Source organism: Nonomuraea sp. NPDC005650 (assembly GCF_040605375.1).
In the GTDB taxonomy this organism is placed as follows: Bacteria; Actinomycetota; Actinomycetes; order Streptosporangiales; family Streptosporangiaceae; genus Nonomuraea.
This window is the reverse complement of the sequence record NZ_JBEXCR010000016.1, coordinates 258,779-276,581: the sequence shown is the minus strand read 5'-3', so window position 1 is coordinate 276,581 and position 17,803 is coordinate 258,779. Positions and strand designations below refer to the sequence as shown.

Genomic DNA, 17,803 nt, shown 5'->3' with positions numbered 1-17,803 from the left:
ACTGGCCTGGCCCCACTGCGCACGCTGTCTCACCAGCCAGGTCATACCGTGATGACGATCACCACAGCAACCCAGCGATCTTCAAACAACTTCATGTGCGGAAAACGGGGCTAGCGGGTCACGCCGCACGCACGTGGGCGGCCGGACCAAGGTCGGTTACTCGGCCAGGGTCTGGCGCAGGGTGACGGCGAAGGCGTCCGGGTCGCCCCGCATGCCGAACTCGTCACCGAGGAAGCCGCCGTGGTGGCTGGGGAAGGTGACGGGCTTCGTGCCGAGCCGTTCGGCGACCGCCACGCCCGCGCGGTGGGCCAGCTCGCCCTCCGATTCGGCCCCGACGCCCACGACGATGCGGGTCGAGGCGGCGCGCAGGGCGTCGAAGTCGTGCACGTGGTGCGTGCAGGTCATGAGGTTCTGCCCGAGCAGCGGGTCGTCGCGGGAGCCGTCGTCCTGCGTGGGCAGGCCGAAGTCGGCGGGGTCCTGCGTGGGCTGATCGGCGAAGTCGGCCGGGACCTCTCCCCGCAGGCCGGTGATCGCGAAGAACTTCATCATCGCCGGTCCGACGCCCTCCCGCTCGTACGTGTCGCGGATGTCCACCACCGCGGCCAGCGCCTGCTCCCGATCCGGGAGGGTCTGGGCGGCCGGAGGTTCGTGGGCCACGAGCGTGCGCACCTGCTCCGGATGCCGGGCGACCAGCGCCAGCCCGTTCACGGCGCCGCCGCTGCTGGCGAAGATGTCCACCGGCCCGCCGCCGAGCGCGCCGATCAGCCGGTGCAGGTCGTCGGCGTGCAGGTCGGGCGTCGACTCGGCGGCGCCGTCGGTGCGGGTGCTCCGCCCGATGCCGCGCGGGTCGTAGGTCACCAGCGTACGATCCTGGAAGTGCCCGGCCAGGGTGACGAACCCGTCGGCGCCCATCGGCGAGCCGATCATCAGCAGGATCGGCCCGGTGCCCGCGGCGGCCTCCCGCACGTCGTAGTGCAGAACGCAGCCGGGGACCTCGAGGGTGTGGGTCTTGAGCTCGGTCATGTGGTCGCTCCTTCTCGTCTTCCTCGTCTTCTGAGAGTCCAGACCGCCGGGAGCGGCGAAACTCATCGGCCTGGAGCCGCAGAAGGCTCCAAACCCTTGCGGAGCAGCAGCCACGCCCGGTCGGCGGTCTCGCGCCGCATGTCCGCCGGGATCTTGGCGAGCAGCCCCGCGATCATGCCGAGGGCCGTCACCAGGTCCTCGGTGGTGACCTGCTCGCGTACGAGACCGGCCTCCCACGCCCTGGCCAGCGGGCCCTCCAGCAGCGCCTCCACCTGGTAGCGCAGGCGCATGATGCGCGGATCCGTGGCGCTGACCATCGCGATGAACGCCGTCGAGGCGATGGCCTGCTCGGTCATCAGCTCCAGCACGTCGTCGAGCGTGGCGGCGGGGTCGGCGGCCAGCGCCTCCAGCGCCCTGATGCCGTCGTCGAACACGGCCAGCGCGAGGCTGACCCGGTCGGGGAAGTGCCGGTAGAGGCTGCCCTGGCCGACACCGGCCGCCTTCGCGATCGAGGTGAGCGGCGCGTCGAAGCCGTCGGTGGCGAACAGCTCGCGGGCCGCCGCGATCAGCGCCGCCCGGTTCTCGGCGGCGGCGCTGGGGCCTCTGTTGGGTCGACGCGTGTTGGGCATGGGAGTACGGTATCAACCGGACGATATCGTCCGGTATCGCTGACCACGGCCGTCGCGCCTGCTCGACACGCACAGGAGGCGCGGCTACGGTTAAACCGGACGATACAGTCCGGTTGCTGCCTGCGGTGACACCCATCACCTGACCAGCGAAAAGACCCTTCGGAGGAGAGACCGCATGACGCAGAGCGAGCAGGTCCTGAGCTACCCGATCCCAAGTGAGGCGGCGCTGGAGCCGCCCGCCGAGTGGGCGGAGCTGCGGGGGAAGTGCCCGGTCGCGCGGGTGACGCTGCCCAGCGGCGACGAGGCCACGCTGCTCACCCGGTACGAGGACGTCAAGCAGGTGCTGGCCGACCCGCGCTTCAGCCGCCTGCTGAACGCGCCCGACGCGGCCCGGCTGTCGGCCAACGAGGACGGCGGGCTGTTCAGCAGCGAGATGGCGGCGGTCATCCCGGACAGCGGCGAGCCGCACCAGCGCTGGCGGCGCCTGGTCGGCAAGTACTTCACCGCCAAGCGCATGTCGTCTCTGCGGCCCGCCATGGAGGCGATGGCCGAGCAGCTCATCGACGACATGGTCGAGCGCGGCGCGCCGGGTGACCTCAAGGCGTCCCTGGGCTTCCCGCTGCCCGTGTACGTGATCTGCGACCTGCTCGGCGTGCCCGCTTCCGACCGGGACCGCTTCGCCCACTGGTCGGACAGCCTGCTCAACCTGACCAAGTTCACCCAGGCGGAGACCGACGCCTCTCAGGCCGAGTTCATCCAGTACATGTCCGAGCACGTGGCCGCCAAGCGGGCCGAGCCGGGCGACGACCTGCTCAGCGAGCTGATCGCGGCGAGCGCGGCCGAGGGCGAGGGCCTGACCGACGTCGAGCTGCTGGCCACCGGGATGGGGCTGCTCGTCGCCGGGCACGAGACCACCGCGAACATGATCGGCAAGATGGTGGGGATGCTGCTGGCCGACCGCGCCCACTGGGAGCGGCTGCTGGCCGACCCGTCGCTGGTGCGTACGGCGGTGGAGGAGGTGCTGCGCTTCGACGCCAACTCCGGCTTCGGCCTGCCCCGCTACCTGAAGGAGGAGACCGAGGTCAGCGGCACGGTGCTGCCCCGCGGCACGACGGTGATCTGCAGCATGGCCGCCGCCAACCGCGACGAGAGCGTCTTCGAGGCGGCCCCCGAGATGGACCTGACCCGCAGCCCGAACCCGCACCTGGCCTTCGGCTCCGGCGCCCACTCCTGCCTGGGCCAGTCCCTGGCCCGCACCGAGCTGCAGGTCGTCCTGGAGGTGCTGCTGCGCAAGCTGCCCACCCTGGAGCTGGCCGTGCCGGTGGAGGAGCTGCACCGGGTGGAGGGCCTCGTGGTCGGCGGCCTGAGTCAGGTCCCGGTTCGCTGGTAGCGGGAGGAGACTCGGATGAAAGTCATCGTGGACGAGGACAAGTGCTGCGGCGCGGGCCAGTGCGTGCTGATCGCGCCGGAGGTGTTCGACCAGCGCGAGGACGACGGCATCGTCATCCTGCTGGAGGCCGAACCCGCCGCGGACCGGCACGCCGCCGTACGTGAGGCCGCCGCCGTCTGCCCGGCGGCCGCCATCCAGGTGGTCGAGGACGCCTGAAACCTGACCGCGCCCGCCCGGGCGGGCGCGGTCAGAGGGGCTCGACGCGCGAGGCACAGGCCGGGCAAAGTCATCTTTGCGCTGATTCCCGATTTCCCGCGACGCCGGATGGAACAGGCATAAGAGGGTCACCGGCTGTGGAGGCACGGAGATGGCGCGTTGCCTGGTCACCGGGGCGACCGGCTACATCGGCGGCCGGCTGGTCCCCGAGCTGCTCGCGGCCGGGCACGAGGTCCGCTGCATGGCGCGCTCGCCCGGCAGGCTGCGGGATCTGCCGTGGGTGGCGCGGACGCAGGTGACCGAGGCCGACGCCACCGATCCCGGACGGACGCGGGCGGCCCTTGAGGGCGTCGACGTGGCCTACTACCTGATCCACGCGATGGGCGGGTCGGGGCAGTTCGCCGAGAACGACCGCAGGGCGGCCCGGACCTTCGCGGCGGCGGCCGAGGAGGCCGGGGTGCGCCGCATCGTCTACCTCGGCGGGCTGGTCCCGGGCGAACGGCTCTCGCCGCACCTGCGCTCCAGGGCCGAGGTGGGTGAGATCTTCCTCGGGTCGGGCGTGCCCGCGGTGGTGCTGCGGGCCGCGGTGATCATCGGCTCGGGTTCGGCGTCGTTCGAGATGCTGCGCCACCTCACCGAACGGCTGCCGGTCATGACGACGCCCCGCTGGGTGCGCAGCCGTACGCAGCCCATCGCCGTGCGGGACGTGCTGCGGTACCTCACCGCCTGGGCGGAGGTGCCCGGCGAGGTCAACCGCGGGTTCGACGTCGGCGGCCCGGACGTGCTGACCTACGGCGAGATGATGCAGGGGTACGCGTCCGTGGCCGGCCTGCCCCACCGCCTGATCATTCCGGTGTGGGTGCTGACCCCGAGGTTGTCGAGCCTGTGGGTGGGCCTGGTCACCCCGGTCCCCTCGGGGATCGCGCGCCCGCTGGTCGAGTCGCTGCGCAACGAGGCGGTCTGCGGCGAGCACGACATCGCCCGGTACGTGCCCGACCCCCAGGAGGGGCTGATCGGTTTCCGCGAGGCCGTGTCGCTGGCGCTCAAGAAGATCAAGGAGGCGGACGTGGCCACCCGCTGGTCGTCGGCCGCCACGCCGGGCGCCCCCAGCGATCCGCTGCCGACCGACCCCGACTGGGCGGGCGGCAGCCTCTACACCGACTGCCGCGCGATCCGGGTGGCCGCGGGCCCGGAGGCGTTGTGGCAGGTGATCGAGGGCATCGGCGGCCGCAACGGCTGGTACTCCCTGCCGGTCGCCTGGCGCCTGCGCGGCCTGCTGGACAGGCTGTTCGGCGGCGTGGGACTGCGCCGCGGGCGGCGCGACGAGCACCGGCTGAGGGTGGGGGACGCCGTTGACTTCTGGCGGGTGGAGGAGGTGCTGCCCGGCCGCCTGCTGCGCCTGCGCGCCGAGATGCGGCTGCCGGGCCTGGCCTGGCTGGAGCTCGGCGTCTCCCGTTCCGACGGCCGCACCTACTACCGCCAGCGGGCGATCTTCCACCCGCGCGGTCTGCTCGGCCACCTCTACTGGTGGGCGATCTACCCCTTCCACGGCCTGGTCTTCGGGCGCATGCCCGTCAACGTGGCGGCCGCGGCGCGGGCCCGGCAGCTCAGCCGGGGAACCCCGGGATGAGGTGGCCGGCGCCCGCCCGGGATCAGTCCATGAGCCCGAGCTGGCGGCCGGCCCGCAGGGCCAGCCAGACCTCGGCGAACGCGGCCGTGGACGTCAGGTCGCGCCCCGTCAGCTCGGCGAACCTGCGCAGCCGGTACGCCAGCGTGTTGGGGTGGATGTGCAGCGCGGCCGCGGCGTCCTCGGTGCGCCGGTCGCGCTCCATCCAGGTGCGCACGGACGCCAGGAGCTGCGAACCGTGCGCGGAGTCGTAGGCGAGCGCCTTGCCGAGCACGTTCTCGACCAGCGCGGTGAGCGCCCCCGGGTCGTCGGGCAGCCACCGGCCGGTGGTGTCATCGCCGTAGTGGATCAGCGCGCGCCCCGACTCAGCCGCCGATGAGGCCGCCCAGACCGCCTCCCGCTTGGGGATCTGCAGGGACTCCCCGGGCGGGAACGACCTGCTCATACCCGCCGCGACGCCCGGCAGCGCGGCGATCGCCGGGCCGAGGGCGGGCGGGCCGAGCACGTAGCGGTCGTCGCCCCGGCGGAGCATGAGGTGCGGCTGGTCGTCGATCGCGCGCTGGATGGCCTCGTCGGGCACGTTCCTGATCACAAGGAGGGCCAGCTCCGCGTCCACGGGCAGGCCCATCCTGACCAGGCGCCGCCGGGCCGAAGCCGGGTCGAGGACGTCCTGGAGCAGCTCGGACAGGGTCTCGGCGCCCTGGCGGCGCAGCGTCTCGCGCTCGTTGCGGGCCATGGCCACCTGCAGGGCGGCCACCGTGGCGATGTGCTGCACCACGGCCAGGCCGGCGGGCCTGGCCCCCTGGCGCTCGAAGGCGACGAGGAAACCCGCCGGGCCGCCCGGCGCGGGCACGGGCAGCACGAAACCCCCCGGAATGGTGGGCGGCGCCTCCGGCTCGGAGGGCAGCACCGAGACGTCGGGCACCGGCACCCCCGGCAGCAGCGGCCGCCCCTGCGGGGTGCACAGGTAGACCTCGTAGCCGGACAGCCGTTCGAGCCGCTTGAACAGCGTGGCGGAGTCGAGGTCCTCGGCCGCCAGCCAGCGCAGCGCCCCGAACACCTGCAGCTGCGCGCCCAGTCGCTGCCTGGCGTCCTCCTGCACGGCCGCGGCCACCTCCTGGGCGATGGCGATGAACGGCACGGCCAGCGGCACCTCCAGCACGGGCATCCCCCGCTCCTCGGCGGCCTGGAAGAACGCGTCGTGCAGCGGCGGCACGTGCAACTGCGCCGACAGGGCGAGCGCGGACACGCCCGCGTCGTCGAGCCGTTCCAGGTAGGCGCGCTGCCTGGCGGCCTGGCGCGGGATCGCGATCCCCGTGGTCATGATGACCTCCGCGCCCAGCAGCCAGGGCGTGGGGTCGTCGAGCTCGCTGACGTGCGCCCACGACACCGAGCGCCCCAGCCCCGCCTCACCGGCCAGCAGCCGCAGCTGGAGAGCGGGAGAGCGCAGCAGGTCCTCCACCGACACCTTTGTGGTCACCCACAAAGGATACGGCGGGTCTTCAGTGCTGCCCCGAGCGTCGCCGACCCCGAGAACGCTTCGACCCTGCGTCCGTGCCCCTGAAGCTGTCGCGCCGTTCACGGACACCCGACCTGCAGCGGCAGGCGTACCCGGAACGTGGTTCCCTCGCCGGGGACGGCGGTCGCAGTGACGTCGCCGCCGTGCGCGGTCACCACCGCCCGCACGATGGCCAGGCCGAGGCCCGCCCCACCACGGCGCGCGCCGTCCTCGGGGCTGTGGTCCATGCGGCTGTGGTCCAGCCGGTAGAAACGCTCGAAGACGAGCGACGCGTGCCGGATCAGGTGGGCGGCCAGCAGGGTCAGCGCCGCCGGCCCGAATCCGGAGGTGCCGATCAGCACGAACGCCACGCGTTGCGACAGTTCGTCGGAGGCCGATCGAGACCGTGCGCTCTTCCCCGATGCGGGACGAGGCGCCGGAGCGGGGCCCGGTCACCGTCCGGACGCCTGCGGGCGGGGGAACGGCCACCGGTCCGCGACCTTTGAGAATGAATAGGCAACGCTGAATTCTCTGCCGGGCGAGGCTGAGCCGCCATTCGGTCGTCAGACCCTAGCGTCAGGTCCATGGACTCACCGACCCGGTTCAGCCTGACCGAGCACTCAGCCGCCTGGTGGCGGGTGACGTTCGACAATCCTCCCGTCAATCTCGTCGACGCGACGATGACGAGCGAGTTGAATGCCCTGTTCGCGCGCGCCGAGGCGAGTGAGAGTCTCGCGGTCGTCGTCTTCGACAGCGCCGATCCCGACTTCTACCTGGCCCACTACGACCTGTCCGACAGTGACGAGGTGGAGCACGCCCTGGCCCATCCGGAGGAGGTCCACCCGTGGACGGCGCTGCTGGCCCGTCTCAGCTCCCTCCCCGTGGCGACCGTCTCCTCCATCAGGGGCAGGGCACGCGGTGCGGGGAGCGAATTCCTCCTCGCCACCGACATCCGCTTCGCCAGCCGCGAGAGGGCCGTCGTCGGTCAGTTCGAGATCGGCATGGCCGCCATCCCGGGTGGCGGACCCGCCTCACGTCTGCCCGGTCTGGTCGGGCGGGGCCGGACCTTCGAGATCCTCTTCGGCGGGCTCGACTACGACGGAGCACTCGCCGAAATGTACGGGTACGTGAATCGGGCCCTGCCCGACGACGACCTGGACGGCTTCGTCGACGCGTTCGCGTCCCGCGTCGCCTCCTTCGACCTGCAGACGATCAGGGACATCAAGCACTTCGTCAACCTCGCCACGCAGCGATCCGAGGCCGAGTACCAGGACCAGATGAATGCCTTCTGGGCCGCGGTGAACCGCCCGGCCCAGCAGCACATCGCGAGGCACCTGTTCGAGGCGGGACTTCAGCAGCGCAGTGACGTCGAACGCGACCTCCCGCATTGGGTGACGCGGTTCCCGTACCGCCCCGGCTCCGACGAGGAGTAGACGGCCCTTCAAGATCGCCCCACTGCCGCTGGTTTCCGTTGGAACGTGTATCTGCGCCGTCGGTGATCATTGCTCAACCACCTGAGGACGTTGCCCAGAGACCTGGCCTGCGTCCCTTCTCCCGGCCGTGTCCAGAGGTGTCCGCATGCGGCGCGTCGCGTGACGCCGATCCGGGGGCGGCACGCGAGAACCCCGGCGGCACCTCCCGTGCTGGACGCGCACGGGAGGCCCTCTCCATGCCGAGGCATCCGAACCTGCCCCAGGAGCTCCCAAGCATCATCGCGGCATGGCGAAGAAGAAGACGGCGTGGGTTCGGTACGTGATGCCGGTGATGGTCGGCCACCCCGGCACCACTGGCGAGGGCCAGGTACCGACCTTGCCCTGAACGCAAGAGGCCCGACCCGGGCCATCCTGCGCTGCATGTCAGCGACGGTGTCAGGACGGCGACGGCCCGGTATCAGAGCGGTCGGCGATCGTAGGGGCATCGAAAGAACACCGCACAAGGAGCACATGATGCAGAAGTTCGACACCCCCGCCCCGATCGCCGCCGTCCTTGACATCCCCGCGGGACGCGTCCAGTTCATCGCCGCCGACCAGGCCGACACCACGGTCGAGGTCCGGCCCACGAACGCCTCCAAGAGCCGCGACGTGAAGGCGGCCGAGGAGACCTCGGTCGCATACGCCGACGGCGTCCTGCGGATCGAGACCGCTGTGGCGAAGAACCAGCACCTCGGCCCGTCCGGATCCATCGACGTGACCGTCAAGCTGCCCGCCGGCTCCCGCATCGAGGCGAAGACGGCCGCCGCCGAACTCCGGACGGTCGGCCGCCTCGGCGACGTCGCCTTCGACGGCGCGTACCGCCAGATCACGCTCGACGAGACCGCAAGCCTGCGCCTGACCGCGACCGACGGCGACGTCGAGGTCGGCCGCCTGGGCGGCCCGGCGGAGATCAGCACCGCACGGGGCGACATCCGCATCGCCGAGGCCACCGGCGGCAAGGTCGTGCTCCGCACCCAGTCCGGCAACATCTCGATCGCCGCCGCCGCCGGCGTCTCGGCCGCCCTGGACGCCGGCACCACCTACGGCCGCATCGCCAACGCCCTCAAGAACGACGGCACCGCCGAACTCGACATCCACGCCACCACCTCCAACGGCGACATCACCGCCCGCAGCCTGTGACCCGCAGCCTCCCAAGGAGAGGCAGACCAAGCCCGTCGACGACGAACGGCCCCGGTCGGTCCATGCGGACCGGGGCCGTTCCAGGCCCTCCACTCGGGTTCGTGGTCCGGAGAACCCAGGGAAACCGAACGGTCACCACGCCGACAGAGAGTCACCCTCACAAAGATCACTACATTAACCAGCACGGCCCTACCGGCCGGCATGACCCTGATGGCGGCCACCCCCGATCTCGCGGCCGCGAGCCCTGTCCGGAACACGCTCAAGACGGCGGCGCAGCATGTGGAAGGACCGCTGCCGGCCGACACGGTCGCCATGCTGCCGGTGGCCGCCGAGCGGCGGGAGGCTATGTTTCTTCACGGCGTCCGGGTTCGGGCGGCTGATCACTCGCCGTGACGTCCGGGCGCCCGATCCCGTCGGGCGCGCTCCGCTGGAGGAGACCGGCTGACGGTCGCCTCGATGGAGGCCGTCGCGGCCGTGGGACCGGGCTGGACCCGGCCGGGACAGCGGCCCATAATGAATGATCCATCGTCCATCCGGGGGTCGAACGGCGTGGTCCTGCCCAACTCACCGAGCCGGGCCCCTGCCGCCCCGTCTTCTGACACCGGTTCGGTGCGGCTGCAGGTACTCGGCCCGTTGCGGCTGTGGCGCGATGGCGCCGAATTGGACGTGGGCCCCCGGCAGCAGGCGCAGTTGTTGGCCCTGCTGCTGGCGCGGGTGGGCCATCCGATCAGCACGAGGGAATTGATCGACCTGATCTGGGCCGACAACACCCCAACCAGCGCGCTCAACCTCATTCAGAAGTACGTCGGGGCATTACGGCGGGTGCTCGAACCCGCGGTCCCCGCCCGCGCGGCCGGTACCTACCTGCACCTTCGAGGCAACGCGTACGTGTTCAGCGCCGGTTCCGACACGCTGGACCTCGTCGCGTTCAGAAAGCTTCTCGAAGCCGCCCATGCCGCCCTGGCCCAGCAGGCTCGCGAAGTGGCGCTCGACCACTACGTCAAGGCACTCGGCCTCTGGCGGGGCCCCGCGGGGGACGGACTGTCCTTCGGATCGAGCGCGACGTCGATCCTGAACGCCCTCGACGACGAGTTCCACGCCGCCTGCGCGGCGGCGGCCGACCTGGCCGTGTCGTTGGGCCGTCCGGAGCAACTGATCCCGCCGTTGCGGCTGGCGGCGTCGATGGCACCGTTTCATGAACCTGTGCATGCCGGCCTCATCACCACACTCGGCGCCGCGGGACGACAGGCGGAGGCGCTGTCGGCGTTCCATGCGATCCGTGACCGCCTCGCCGAGGAACTCGGCATCGACCCCGGCCCGGCGCTGCAGGAGGCGCACCTGCGCGTGCTGACACAGACCCCGCCGGCGCTGGTGGTGACGGGCGCGCCATGTGAGGGCGACCACGTGCCGATGGTGACAGGCACACCACGTGAGGGTGAGGACGCGCCGGCGAGGCAGGAGTCCGGGCTGGTCGGCCGGGGCGAGGAACTCGGCGTGCTGCGGCAGGCCATCGAGGCGGCACTCACCGGCCGCTCGGCGCTCGCCATCGTCGAAGGCGAACCGGGCGTGGGCAAGACCCGCCTGCTGCAGGAGACCGCCGCCGAGGCGAGCCGGCTCGGCCCGTTCGTGGTCTGGGGTTCCTGCTTGGAAGGTGATGGAACGCCGTCGATGTGGCTGTGGGAGCAGGTGCTCCGTCCGATCCTCGACAGCCTGCCGGCGCCGTCGCGGGAGAAATGGCTCGCCAGTGATCTCGGCGGCCTCCTCGAACCGCGAAACGACACCGCGGCCGCGCCTACGGTTCCTGACAGCGGCGCCCAGTTCCGCCTGCTCGAACAGGTCGTCACCGTAGTCGGGCAGGCCTCGGCGCAACGGCCCACGCTGCTGATCCTCGATGATCTCCAATGGGCTGACACCGCCTCGCTCCAGCTGTTCGGCCACCTCGCGGCCCGGCTACCCGCCGGCACGGCGATCATCGGCGCGCTCCGTGACCGCGCACCCGTGCCCGGCTCTGACCTGTCGCGGGTCCTGGCCGCGGTCAGTCGGCTGCCGGATCACCGCAGGATCCGGCTCGGCCCGCTCGGCTTGACCGAGGTGACCGAGCTCATCCGCCGCGAAATCGGCCAGGAGCCGGGCGCTGATGTCGCCCGCGGCATCCACACCCGTACGACCGGCAATCCGTTCTTCGTCCGGGAGCTGTCCCGGCTCCTGAGCGACGGCGGCTCGCTGCGCGACGGCGAGGCGGCGGTGCCGGCCGGGGTACCGGCCACCGTACGAGACGTGGTCCGCGACCGGATGGCCGGTCTCGACGACAGCGCTCGCGACCTGCTGCATGTCGCCGCGCTGATCGGCCGCGACGTGGACCTCGCCCTGCTCGCCGGCGCAGCCGGCGTCGACGTCGCGGACTGCCTCGAACGCCTCGAACCGCTGCAGGCGCTCGGTCTGCTGGAAACCAAGCCGGAAAGCCCGCACTCGCTACGGTTCGCGCACGACCTGGTCCGCGAATCGGTCACCGAGACCACGACGCGGCAGCAGGCCGTCCGGCTGCATCTGCGCGTTGCCGACGCCCTCGAACGCACCCATGTGGACGACGAGTCTGTCGCCGAACGCCTCGCCTACCACCTCTGGGCCGCCGGTCCGCTCGCCGACCCGGCTCGCACCGCGCAGGCACTGGCCCGCGCCGGCCGCCGTGCGGCGACCAAGCTCGCGTTCGCGGCCGCCGGTCGGCACCTGGAATCGGCCGCCCAGATCGCGCGCACGGCCGGCCTGCGGGACCTGGAGCTGTCGGTCCTGTCACTGCTCACCCTTGTCGCCAGGAGGTACGCGGGATACGGCGGCTCGACGTTCGACCTGCTGGAGCGGGCCGAGTACCTGGCCCGCATGCTCGGCCACGAGACGGAGGCCGTCGACTTCCTGTTCACCCGGCTGGTCGGGGCCTACACCTCGATCGAGAAGGACCGTGGGAGGTGGGCTCGCCGACTGTACGAGCAAGGACAGGCGTCCGCCGACCCGATCATCCAGGCGTACGGTCGGCAGGCCTGGGGCCTGTACCAGTGGGACATCGGCAACATCGGCGAGGCGTACCGTTACCTCAGCGCGCAAGGCCGCACCGGCGCACACCACCGTGCCGGCGACCTCGGACCGTGGAAGGTGCCGAACGAATGGATCGGGTGGCTGGCCGTGATCACCGCGTTGCACGGCGATGTCGAGACGGCACGGTCCGCGATCGACAAGGCGTACCAAGCCGACGAAGACCTGTATGCGATGTCGGTCTGGGCCTATTACCACACCATGGCGGCCTCGATGGCCGGTGACGCGCCATGGGTGATGTGGGCGGCCGAGCGGTGGATCGCGGCCGGCGCCGAGCGCTCCGGCGTCGCGCAGGAGCACTACATCTGGCTGGACTGGCTCTGGGCGTGTGCACTCACCGGCGACGACCCGGCCGGTAAGGCGGCAGAGGCCGAACAACTCCTGGCCGCGACCCTCCTCGACCCGCCGCGATGGGGCGTCGCGTACCACTACGGGCTGATCGCCGAGATGTGGCTGGCCGCCGACATGCCCGACGCGGCCGCAACCGCCCTCGACCGAGCCGACCAGGCCGTCACGGCCTACGGCCAACGTTTCGCCGAAGGGCTCCTGCTGTTGCTGCGCGCGCGCCTGCTGCAGGTCCGCGGCGAACCCGTCGACGTCGTGCGAGCCGCCGCCGAAGCAGCCCGCACCCGATCGGACGAACGCGGGGCCCACCTCTTCGCGCGCCGCTCCGAGCGGTTCCTCGCCGAAGTCGACCAGGAATCGCCGGACATTTGACCGCGCGCTGGACGGTGGGCTGAGCCGGTGACGAGGCGGCACGACCTGACCGACGCCCAGTGGGCGGTGCTGGAGCCGCTGACCTGCGCTGCGGTCGGGGCAGGGTCGGGGAGCTCATGGGACGGTACGCATCGCCTCGCGCAGGGCGAGCCGGAGTGAGGCGATGGTCTCGTCAGATTCCTGCTGTTGTTCGGTGAGGCGCGCAGCTTGGGTACGCGCCTCGGCGAGGTCTCGGGTCAAGGCCTGCGTGTGACGTTCCAGGTCCTGCACTCTCTGGACGAGTCCAGGCTGGACCGCATTGTCGATTTCCGCGCCCAGAGCAAACCGAAGGCGGTGCTTCAAGGCATCGCGCTCTCGTTTCAGTTCCTGGATTTCTTCGCGTGCTGTCGCAAGGTCGGTGTGCAGGCTGGCAGGGGTGGCTCGCGCGGGCCGGGGGACCGCGGCTGCTTGCACACCATGCTGGGCCTGCTCACTCATCGCCTGCCGGATCGCGGCTCTGAGAGCGGCGGTGTTGTAGACGAACCAGGTCGACACGTCGGCTTTTCGTGCCACCCCGGCGAAGGAGATGCGTTGCCCGGCGTTAAGGAGATCGCGGACGGCTCCTTTCGTGCGGGCCGCCTTGGCGGCGCTGTCCGCCTGGCGGGCCTGGCGGAGGCGGGCCACGCGCGCGTCGCGGGAGGAGTCAGCTCCGTTCACGTGCGCCCCCGGATCGTCAGCCCGTCCACCGAGATAAAGGCGGCGGCTGAGCGCGCCTTGCGTAGTTCTCGGGCCGCGTCTTCAACGGCTGCCCTCTCCTGTTCGGGCAGCTCGTCCAGGGTGCGCCGCATCTGGTTCAGCGTCTTGGCATAAGCGGTGATTTGGTCGTCGAAGTTGCGGATGACCCAGTCGGCCGCGCCCATGGCGAGGGCTGCTTCCTTGTCGGCCCGCAGCTCGGCAACCTGCTGTTCCAGCGCCGGCAGATAGGAAGGGTCAGGGCGATAGAAGTCGCAGCCGGCGCGCTGGAAGCGGATACGGCAGTGCTGTCCGCCGGCTTTGACATTGCTGGGTTCGCTGTATCCGCCGTAGGCGACGGCGACGGTCTGGCCCTCATGGGCCAGCGCGTCGCTGTAGCCGCGGGGGTTGCCATGCCGGTCGATGGTCAGCCGGGCGACCGTCTCGACGGCGTGGCGTTTGCGCTCCACGGAGACCTTGAAGTAGCCCATCGTGGTGCCGATTTCGCGGTGATCCAGCAATTCGCGCAGATGGTCCACCGGCACGCCGGCGTCGGCGTGCCGTTGTGCGTAGGAGTGCCTCACTCCGTACACGGTGATCTCCGCCCGGTCATGGGGCACGGGGTCGCCCTGGTCGTCGAGCCCTTCGCCGGGCAGCGATTTCGCGCAGCCACGTCTGCCGCAGGATCGTGAAGTCGATCGTCCCGGAGGTGGGCATCATGGACGCCTCCGTCATGATGGTGACCGCTCACTCCAACCGCGACCTGACGTCGCAGGAGTTCGAGCGCCAGGCAGCGATGATCAAGCCAGTCATGAGTTGGGATCAGCCCACATGGACATGGCGGGCGCGGCTCGCCGGCGCGCCCCCGAGCACGTCGGCGCGTCGTGACCATCCGCCTTCACCACGTCCTGCGGGCGGCCGCCGCTGACGGCCAAGACATTGTCAGAAGAGGGCGAGATCCTCGACGTATCTGAGAATTTTCAACGCGACGACCCATACGATCACGACCACTGAGAAGGCCAGAACCTGGACCCGGAACTGCCAGCCGACCATTCCCGTCCGGGAGAACAAGCAGAAGCAGGCGAAGAGCAAAGCGGCGAAGGGAGGCAGAACGAGCGTCACCTTCAAAAGATCGACGTACCACCCAACAGCACAAGTGCCACCGCCGCATAAACCGGACAGCACGACCTCGCCACAGCCGAAGAGCAGGAGCAGGAGCATCATGCAAGAACCCGCCCCGGCCACGGCGATCCGCCCACGGTGCTGCCGCCACCTGATCGAGAGCCGGTGACTGGGAGTGCTCTTCGCTGTCATTCGTCGCCTCCGATGAACTCGTGGTTGTTACGGCCGTCGTTCTGGCACCGTCGCGACTACGGGCAGGTTCGCCCCGGGCGGACATGTCCGGAGCTCGCTGCGGCGGCTGGTGCGCGGCGCGGAGCGCCGAGAAAGGGACCCAACAGCACACCGAGCTTTCGAGGCTCATAAATAGCTGAACTCGAATTCCCAGCTGGGCACCCCGGGACCGCCGGACACAGGGGCGTCGTCCGGCATCACCTCAACGACCACATCGACGGTGCCGTGCGAGAACTTCTTCGTCAGCTCCGGAATCTGGCCGAACGGATCGAGTTCCTCGAAGGGCTCATCAAATCGCCAGCCGTCCCGGTGCATCACCGCCAGCGCATCCCGCACGTGCTGGACACCCGCCACTGTTACGACCACGCTGGCGCTCGGTGAGGGAGTCAAGTCAGGGTCCGGTTCGAACTGGCAGTTATCCTCACGGTCGACGGCTGTTACCGAGTCCGCGGGGAACAACCGGGTCAGCAACGGGGTCACGTCCCGCTCCAGCACAGGATGCTGCTGCGTCACGCGTATCTTGCACATTGTCAGATCCACCGTTGCGTACCCGTAGGCCGGGGTGAAGAACAGCGCCGCGACCGCCAAGACCGCGACCGCTATTTTGATCACCCTCACCGGCCTCAGCATGCCACCCCTGCCCCGGCCTCGCCATCCAGTCAGGTCGAGTGGTGCGACTGCAGGCCCAACTATGTTCCGCGTCGATCCCTTACGGCTTCAGCGGACTGGACAGCATCGCCAGGCGGACGCCGTGCGGGCCACGGAGCGCAGGGAGCGCAGGAACTCCCGGGTCCGGCGAGAGAATTAGGCCGATGTGGATCCTTCGACATGGGGCCGACCGACCACCTTCACACCAGCCGGGATTCGGCCAGGTCGAGATGCCAGTCAACCACGTTGGATGGAGCAGACCGGACCGCCCAGCACAGTTGGCGCAGCATCCAGTGTGCCCAGTACATCCGTAGGGTAGCGGGGGCGATTCGGTCGACGAGAATCTCGTCCAGGTGGGCTGCCGCCGCATTCTCCACGGGGTCGGCGTCCGGCGACTGGACGAACCACTCCCGATCGATCCGGGTTTGGATGAGGGCGAAGAGTCGATCGCCGCGGCTTGCGCCGAGATTCCAGTCGACGACCCCGGTAGCGCGGTCGTTCTCATCGAAGAGGACATTTGCCGCTGTGAGATCGACATGCACCAGATCATCGCCGACCATTTCGCGGGGCTCTCGTCGGCCGATGCGAAGAATCTCATCCAGGACGCGACGGCTGCGCGGACTGTGCGTCGCCAGCACCTCGTGGCGAGGGCATGGATCGCTGCCGCAATCAGGGCACAGCAGCCGCAGCGGCGCACCGGGGCGCGCGGCGAGAGCGCCGGCGAAACGGTCGTTGATCTCCACCATCGCGTCTATTCTCATCGGGGTCAGGCGCCGGGGTGGTGCACTGGGAAGCCGCTCCTGCACGAACATCACACTGTCATTCAGGTCGACCACAAGGTCGTGCCTGGGCACCGGTAGCCCGCGGTCACGGACATAGGCAAGCACCTCGGCCGTGCGCTTGGCTTCGGCGAGTGAGCCCAGAAATCGAGTCACCACGGCCTGTCGGCCGTCCGGCCACTCGGCGTAGATTGCGCCGCCGAGCCTCCCGTGCAGAGCGCGGCCGACGATCCTCAAATCCGCACCGGTACGTCGATTGATCGCTGAGACGATGTCGTGATCTAGTGTCGTCGGGGACTTGCTATCCATATCCGTAGCCTTACGTCAGACCGCGATCAGGCGGTCACCTTGCGGTGCCCCGCATCGGGACACGGTGGCAAGTGCATGCGAACTCGGCGCGGCCAGGTCCCCCGAAGCCCTGATCACCCTGCGGCGGCCGCGGATGTCGCGGAGGCCTCGTCGTGATCGCGAAGCATGCGCAGGACGGTGGCCGCCGAGGGGTGGCGGCCCTTCTTCTTGCCCGTGGTGATGACGAGGCGGTTGCGGGCGGACTCGTGGCACTCCTGGGTGCGGTCACGGATGTACTCGCGTTCCATCCCCGACAGCGCGGCCAGCACGGTGAACACCACCCCGGACGGATCGTGGGAGCCCTGCAGCTCGCCAGTGAGGAAACTCCCGGTGCGCAGCTGCTCGGCCAGGGCAGCGAGGTCGAGGCCGCGGCCGAGCCGCTTGTGCTCATGCACCACGAGCGTGACCGCCACCCCCGCCGAGCGGAGCTCGCGGGCCAGGGCGACGGCCTTGTCGAGTTCGGGGCGGGTGGTGGAGGCGCGGGCGTAGCCGATCCGGACGTGCCCGGCTGATTCGGTGCCGGCCGCGGCGGGGCGGGGCAGTTCGATCCAGAGCGTGCCCGGCTTGCGGACGGGCGGGGTGGTCTTGGCGAGCGCGGGCACGGGACGGAAGCGGGCGGTGTGGTACTGGACGGCGACCTTGCCTTTGCCGGTCCGGCAGGGCGAGCCGGCCGAGGCGGCGCAGGAGGTCATCGGGCAGGCGTGTGCCTCCACGCGGAGGTAGTCGTCGCGCACCTGTGCCCCCTGGCCCAAGATCGACGTGCGCGTGGGCCGCCCCCAGGATGCCGACGTACGGCGCTGCCGGGCGTGGGTGTGCTGGACTGCCCAGGAAGAACGCGATGTTGCTTTGCTGCGGCTGGACGATGAGATCAACGTGCCCGGAATGGTGCTCCCGTCCGCAACGCCCCGCTGTCCCATGAGGGCCTTGGATACCCCTCGGTGACCTTCAAGGATGGGCAGCACAAGGTGGAGCAGCTGAGGGCGAAACTGCCTCCTCAGGTCGGCGTCGTCATCCACGATGATCACGCGTTCGCGAACCGCCGCCTGCGTGCCTGTCCGGCTCGAACCATCACCAGCACCCCCGCGCAGTCGCCTGTCGCGACGATCATGAGGCACCGACTCGTGCCCTGACAACCTCGTACTCCCACCAGACAGGTCATCTACCC

Annotated in this window: 18 protein-coding genes; 8 read left to right on the top strand and 10 right to left on the bottom strand. The window is 70.3% G+C overall.

Features of this window, described 5'->3' with window-relative positions:
• Nucleotides 1-156 precede the first annotated feature (156 nt).
• Entirely contained in the window at nucleotides 157-1,023 is an 867-nt protein-coding gene (locus ABZS69_RS28180; protein ID WP_355377796.1) for an alpha/beta hydrolase, read from the bottom strand.
• A gap of 62 nt (nucleotides 1,024-1,085) precedes the next feature.
• Nucleotides 1,086-1,652, bottom strand: coding sequence for a helix-turn-helix domain-containing protein (locus ABZS69_RS28175; RefSeq protein WP_355377794.1), 567 nt, complete (start codon nucleotides 1,650-1,652; stop codon nucleotides 1,086-1,088).
• Between the two features lie 175 nt (nucleotides 1,653-1,827).
• On the opposite strand from ABZS69_RS28175, the gene ABZS69_RS28170 reads away from it, so the two are divergent.
• The 3 genes from ABZS69_RS28170 to ABZS69_RS28160 all read left to right on the top strand — a co-directional run bounded on the left by ABZS69_RS28170 (nucleotide 1,828) and on the right by ABZS69_RS28160 (nucleotide 4,888).
• Nucleotides 1,828-3,042 carry a cytochrome P450 gene (locus tag ABZS69_RS28170; protein ID WP_355377791.1) on the top strand — a complete coding sequence of 405 codons (1,215 nt, stop codon included), beginning with the start codon at nucleotides 1,828-1,830 and terminating at the stop codon, nucleotides 3,040-3,042.
• A 15-nt stretch (nucleotides 3,043-3,057) separates the two neighbouring features.
• Nucleotides 3,058-3,258, top strand: a complete 201-nt coding sequence (locus ABZS69_RS28165) for a ferredoxin (protein ID WP_355377789.1) — start codon at nucleotides 3,058-3,060, stop codon at nucleotides 3,256-3,258.
• Between the two features lie 151 nt (nucleotides 3,259-3,409).
• Entirely contained in the window at nucleotides 3,410-4,888 is a 1,479-nt protein-coding gene (locus ABZS69_RS28160) for an SDR family oxidoreductase (RefSeq protein WP_355377788.1), read from the top strand.
• Nucleotides 4,889-4,910: 22 nt separating this feature from the next.
• Here ABZS69_RS28160 and ABZS69_RS28155 read toward each other — a convergent pair whose 3' ends face one another.
• Nucleotides 4,911-6,365, bottom strand: a complete 1,455-nt coding sequence (locus ABZS69_RS28155) for a PucR family transcriptional regulator ligand-binding domain-containing protein (protein ID WP_355377786.1) — start codon at nucleotides 6,363-6,365, stop codon at nucleotides 4,911-4,913.
• Nucleotides 6,366-6,463: 98 nt separating this feature from the next.
• Nucleotides 6,464-6,754: an ATP-binding protein gene (locus ABZS69_RS28150; protein ID WP_355377784.1), complete on the bottom strand. Its 291-nt coding sequence runs from the start codon at nucleotides 6,752-6,754 to the stop codon at nucleotides 6,464-6,466.
• A gap of 213 nt (nucleotides 6,755-6,967) precedes the next feature.
• On the opposite strand from ABZS69_RS28150, the gene ABZS69_RS28145 reads away from it, so the two are divergent.
• The 4 genes from ABZS69_RS28145 (at nucleotide 6,968) to ABZS69_RS28130 (ending at nucleotide 12,799) form a co-directional block, all read left to right on the top strand.
• Nucleotides 6,968-7,816 carry an enoyl-CoA hydratase/isomerase family protein gene (locus tag ABZS69_RS28145; protein WP_355377782.1) on the top strand — a complete coding sequence of 283 codons (849 nt, stop codon included), beginning with the start codon at nucleotides 6,968-6,970 and terminating at the stop codon, nucleotides 7,814-7,816.
• A 513-nt stretch (nucleotides 7,817-8,329) separates the two neighbouring features.
• Entirely contained in the window at nucleotides 8,330-8,995 is a 666-nt protein-coding gene (locus ABZS69_RS28140) for a DUF4097 family beta strand repeat-containing protein (RefSeq protein WP_355377802.1), read from the top strand.
• A gap of 201 nt (nucleotides 8,996-9,196) precedes the next feature.
• A complete protein-coding gene (locus ABZS69_RS28135; RefSeq protein ID WP_355377780.1) occupies nucleotides 9,197-9,388 on the top strand; it encodes a hypothetical protein in 192 nt (63 codons plus the stop codon).
• Between the two features lie 216 nt (nucleotides 9,389-9,604).
• Nucleotides 9,605-12,799 carry a BTAD domain-containing putative transcriptional regulator gene (locus ABZS69_RS28130; protein WP_355377779.1) on the top strand — a complete coding sequence of 1,065 codons (3,195 nt, stop codon included), beginning with the start codon at nucleotides 9,605-9,607 and terminating at the stop codon, nucleotides 12,797-12,799.
• A gap of 114 nt (nucleotides 12,800-12,913) precedes the next feature.
• Here the strand turns inward: ABZS69_RS28130 and ABZS69_RS28125 are convergent, their stop codons facing one another.
• Complete coding sequence (locus ABZS69_RS28125; protein ID WP_355377777.1) at nucleotides 12,914-13,495, bottom strand: DUF6262 family protein; 582 nt, start codon at nucleotides 13,493-13,495, stop codon at nucleotides 12,914-12,916.
• Nucleotides 13,492-14,094 carry a hypothetical protein gene (locus tag ABZS69_RS28120; RefSeq protein WP_355377775.1) on the bottom strand — a complete coding sequence of 201 codons (603 nt, stop codon included), beginning with the start codon at nucleotides 14,092-14,094 and terminating at the stop codon, nucleotides 13,492-13,494. Before ABZS69_RS28120 ends, ABZS69_RS28125 begins: the two co-directional genes overlap by 4 nt.
• A gap of 104 nt (nucleotides 14,095-14,198) precedes the next feature.
• Between ABZS69_RS28120 and ABZS69_RS28115 the strand changes: the two genes are divergently transcribed.
• A complete protein-coding gene (locus tag ABZS69_RS28115) occupies nucleotides 14,199-14,438 on the top strand; it encodes a hypothetical protein (protein ID WP_355377773.1) in 240 nt (79 codons plus the stop codon).
• 14 nt (nucleotides 14,439-14,452) lie between these two features.
• On the opposite strand, the gene ABZS69_RS28110 is transcribed toward ABZS69_RS28115, so the two are convergent.
• The 4 genes from ABZS69_RS28110 to ABZS69_RS28095 form a co-directional block, all read right to left on the bottom strand.
• On the bottom strand, nucleotides 14,453-14,734 hold the full coding sequence (locus ABZS69_RS28110) for a hypothetical protein (protein ID WP_355377771.1): 282 nt from the start codon (nucleotides 14,732-14,734) through the stop codon (nucleotides 14,453-14,455).
• 255 nt (nucleotides 14,735-14,989) lie between these two features.
• Nucleotides 14,990-15,481, bottom strand: a complete 492-nt coding sequence (locus ABZS69_RS28105; RefSeq protein WP_355377769.1) for a hypothetical protein — start codon at nucleotides 15,479-15,481, stop codon at nucleotides 14,990-14,992.
• Nucleotides 15,482-15,711: 230 nt separating this feature from the next.
• Complete coding sequence (locus ABZS69_RS28100; RefSeq protein ID WP_355377767.1) at nucleotides 15,712-16,599, bottom strand: phosphotransferase; 888 nt, start codon at nucleotides 16,597-16,599, stop codon at nucleotides 15,712-15,714.
• A 113-nt stretch (nucleotides 16,600-16,712) separates the two neighbouring features.
• Nucleotides 16,713-17,372, bottom strand: a complete 660-nt coding sequence (locus ABZS69_RS28095) for a recombinase family protein (RefSeq protein ID WP_355377765.1) — start codon at nucleotides 17,370-17,372, stop codon at nucleotides 16,713-16,715.
• Nucleotides 17,373-17,803 lie beyond the last annotated feature (431 nt).

Coding starts and splice junctions, on each gene's coding strand:
- ABZS69_RS28180 (WP_355377796.1), bottom strand. CDS start 1,023: ATGACCGAGCTCAAGACCCACACCCTCGAGGTCCCCGGCTGCGTTCTG.
- ABZS69_RS28175 (WP_355377794.1), bottom strand. CDS start 1,652: ATGCCCAACACGCGTCGACCCAACAGAGGCCCCAGCGCCGCCGCCGAG.
- ABZS69_RS28170 (WP_355377791.1), top strand. CDS start 1,828: ATGACGCAGAGCGAGCAGGTCCTGAGCTACCCGATCCCAAGTGAGGCG.
- ABZS69_RS28165 (WP_355377789.1), top strand. CDS start 3,058: ATGAAAGTCATCGTGGACGAGGACAAGTGCTGCGGCGCGGGCCAGTGC.
- ABZS69_RS28160 (WP_355377788.1), top strand. CDS start 3,410: ATGGCGCGTTGCCTGGTCACCGGGGCGACCGGCTACATCGGCGGCCGG.
- ABZS69_RS28145 (WP_355377782.1), top strand. CDS start 6,968: ATGGACTCACCGACCCGGTTCAGCCTGACCGAGCACTCAGCCGCCTGG.
- ABZS69_RS28140 (WP_355377802.1), top strand. CDS start 8,330: ATGCAGAAGTTCGACACCCCCGCCCCGATCGCCGCCGTCCTTGACATC.
- ABZS69_RS28135 (WP_355377780.1), top strand. CDS start 9,197: ATGACCCTGATGGCGGCCACCCCCGATCTCGCGGCCGCGAGCCCTGTC.
- ABZS69_RS28110 (WP_355377771.1), bottom strand. CDS start 14,734: ATGATGCTCCTGCTCCTGCTCTTCGGCTGTGGCGAGGTCGTGCTGTCC.
- ABZS69_RS28100 (WP_355377767.1), bottom strand. CDS start 16,599: ATGGATAGCAAGTCCCCGACGACACTAGATCACGACATCGTCTCAGCG.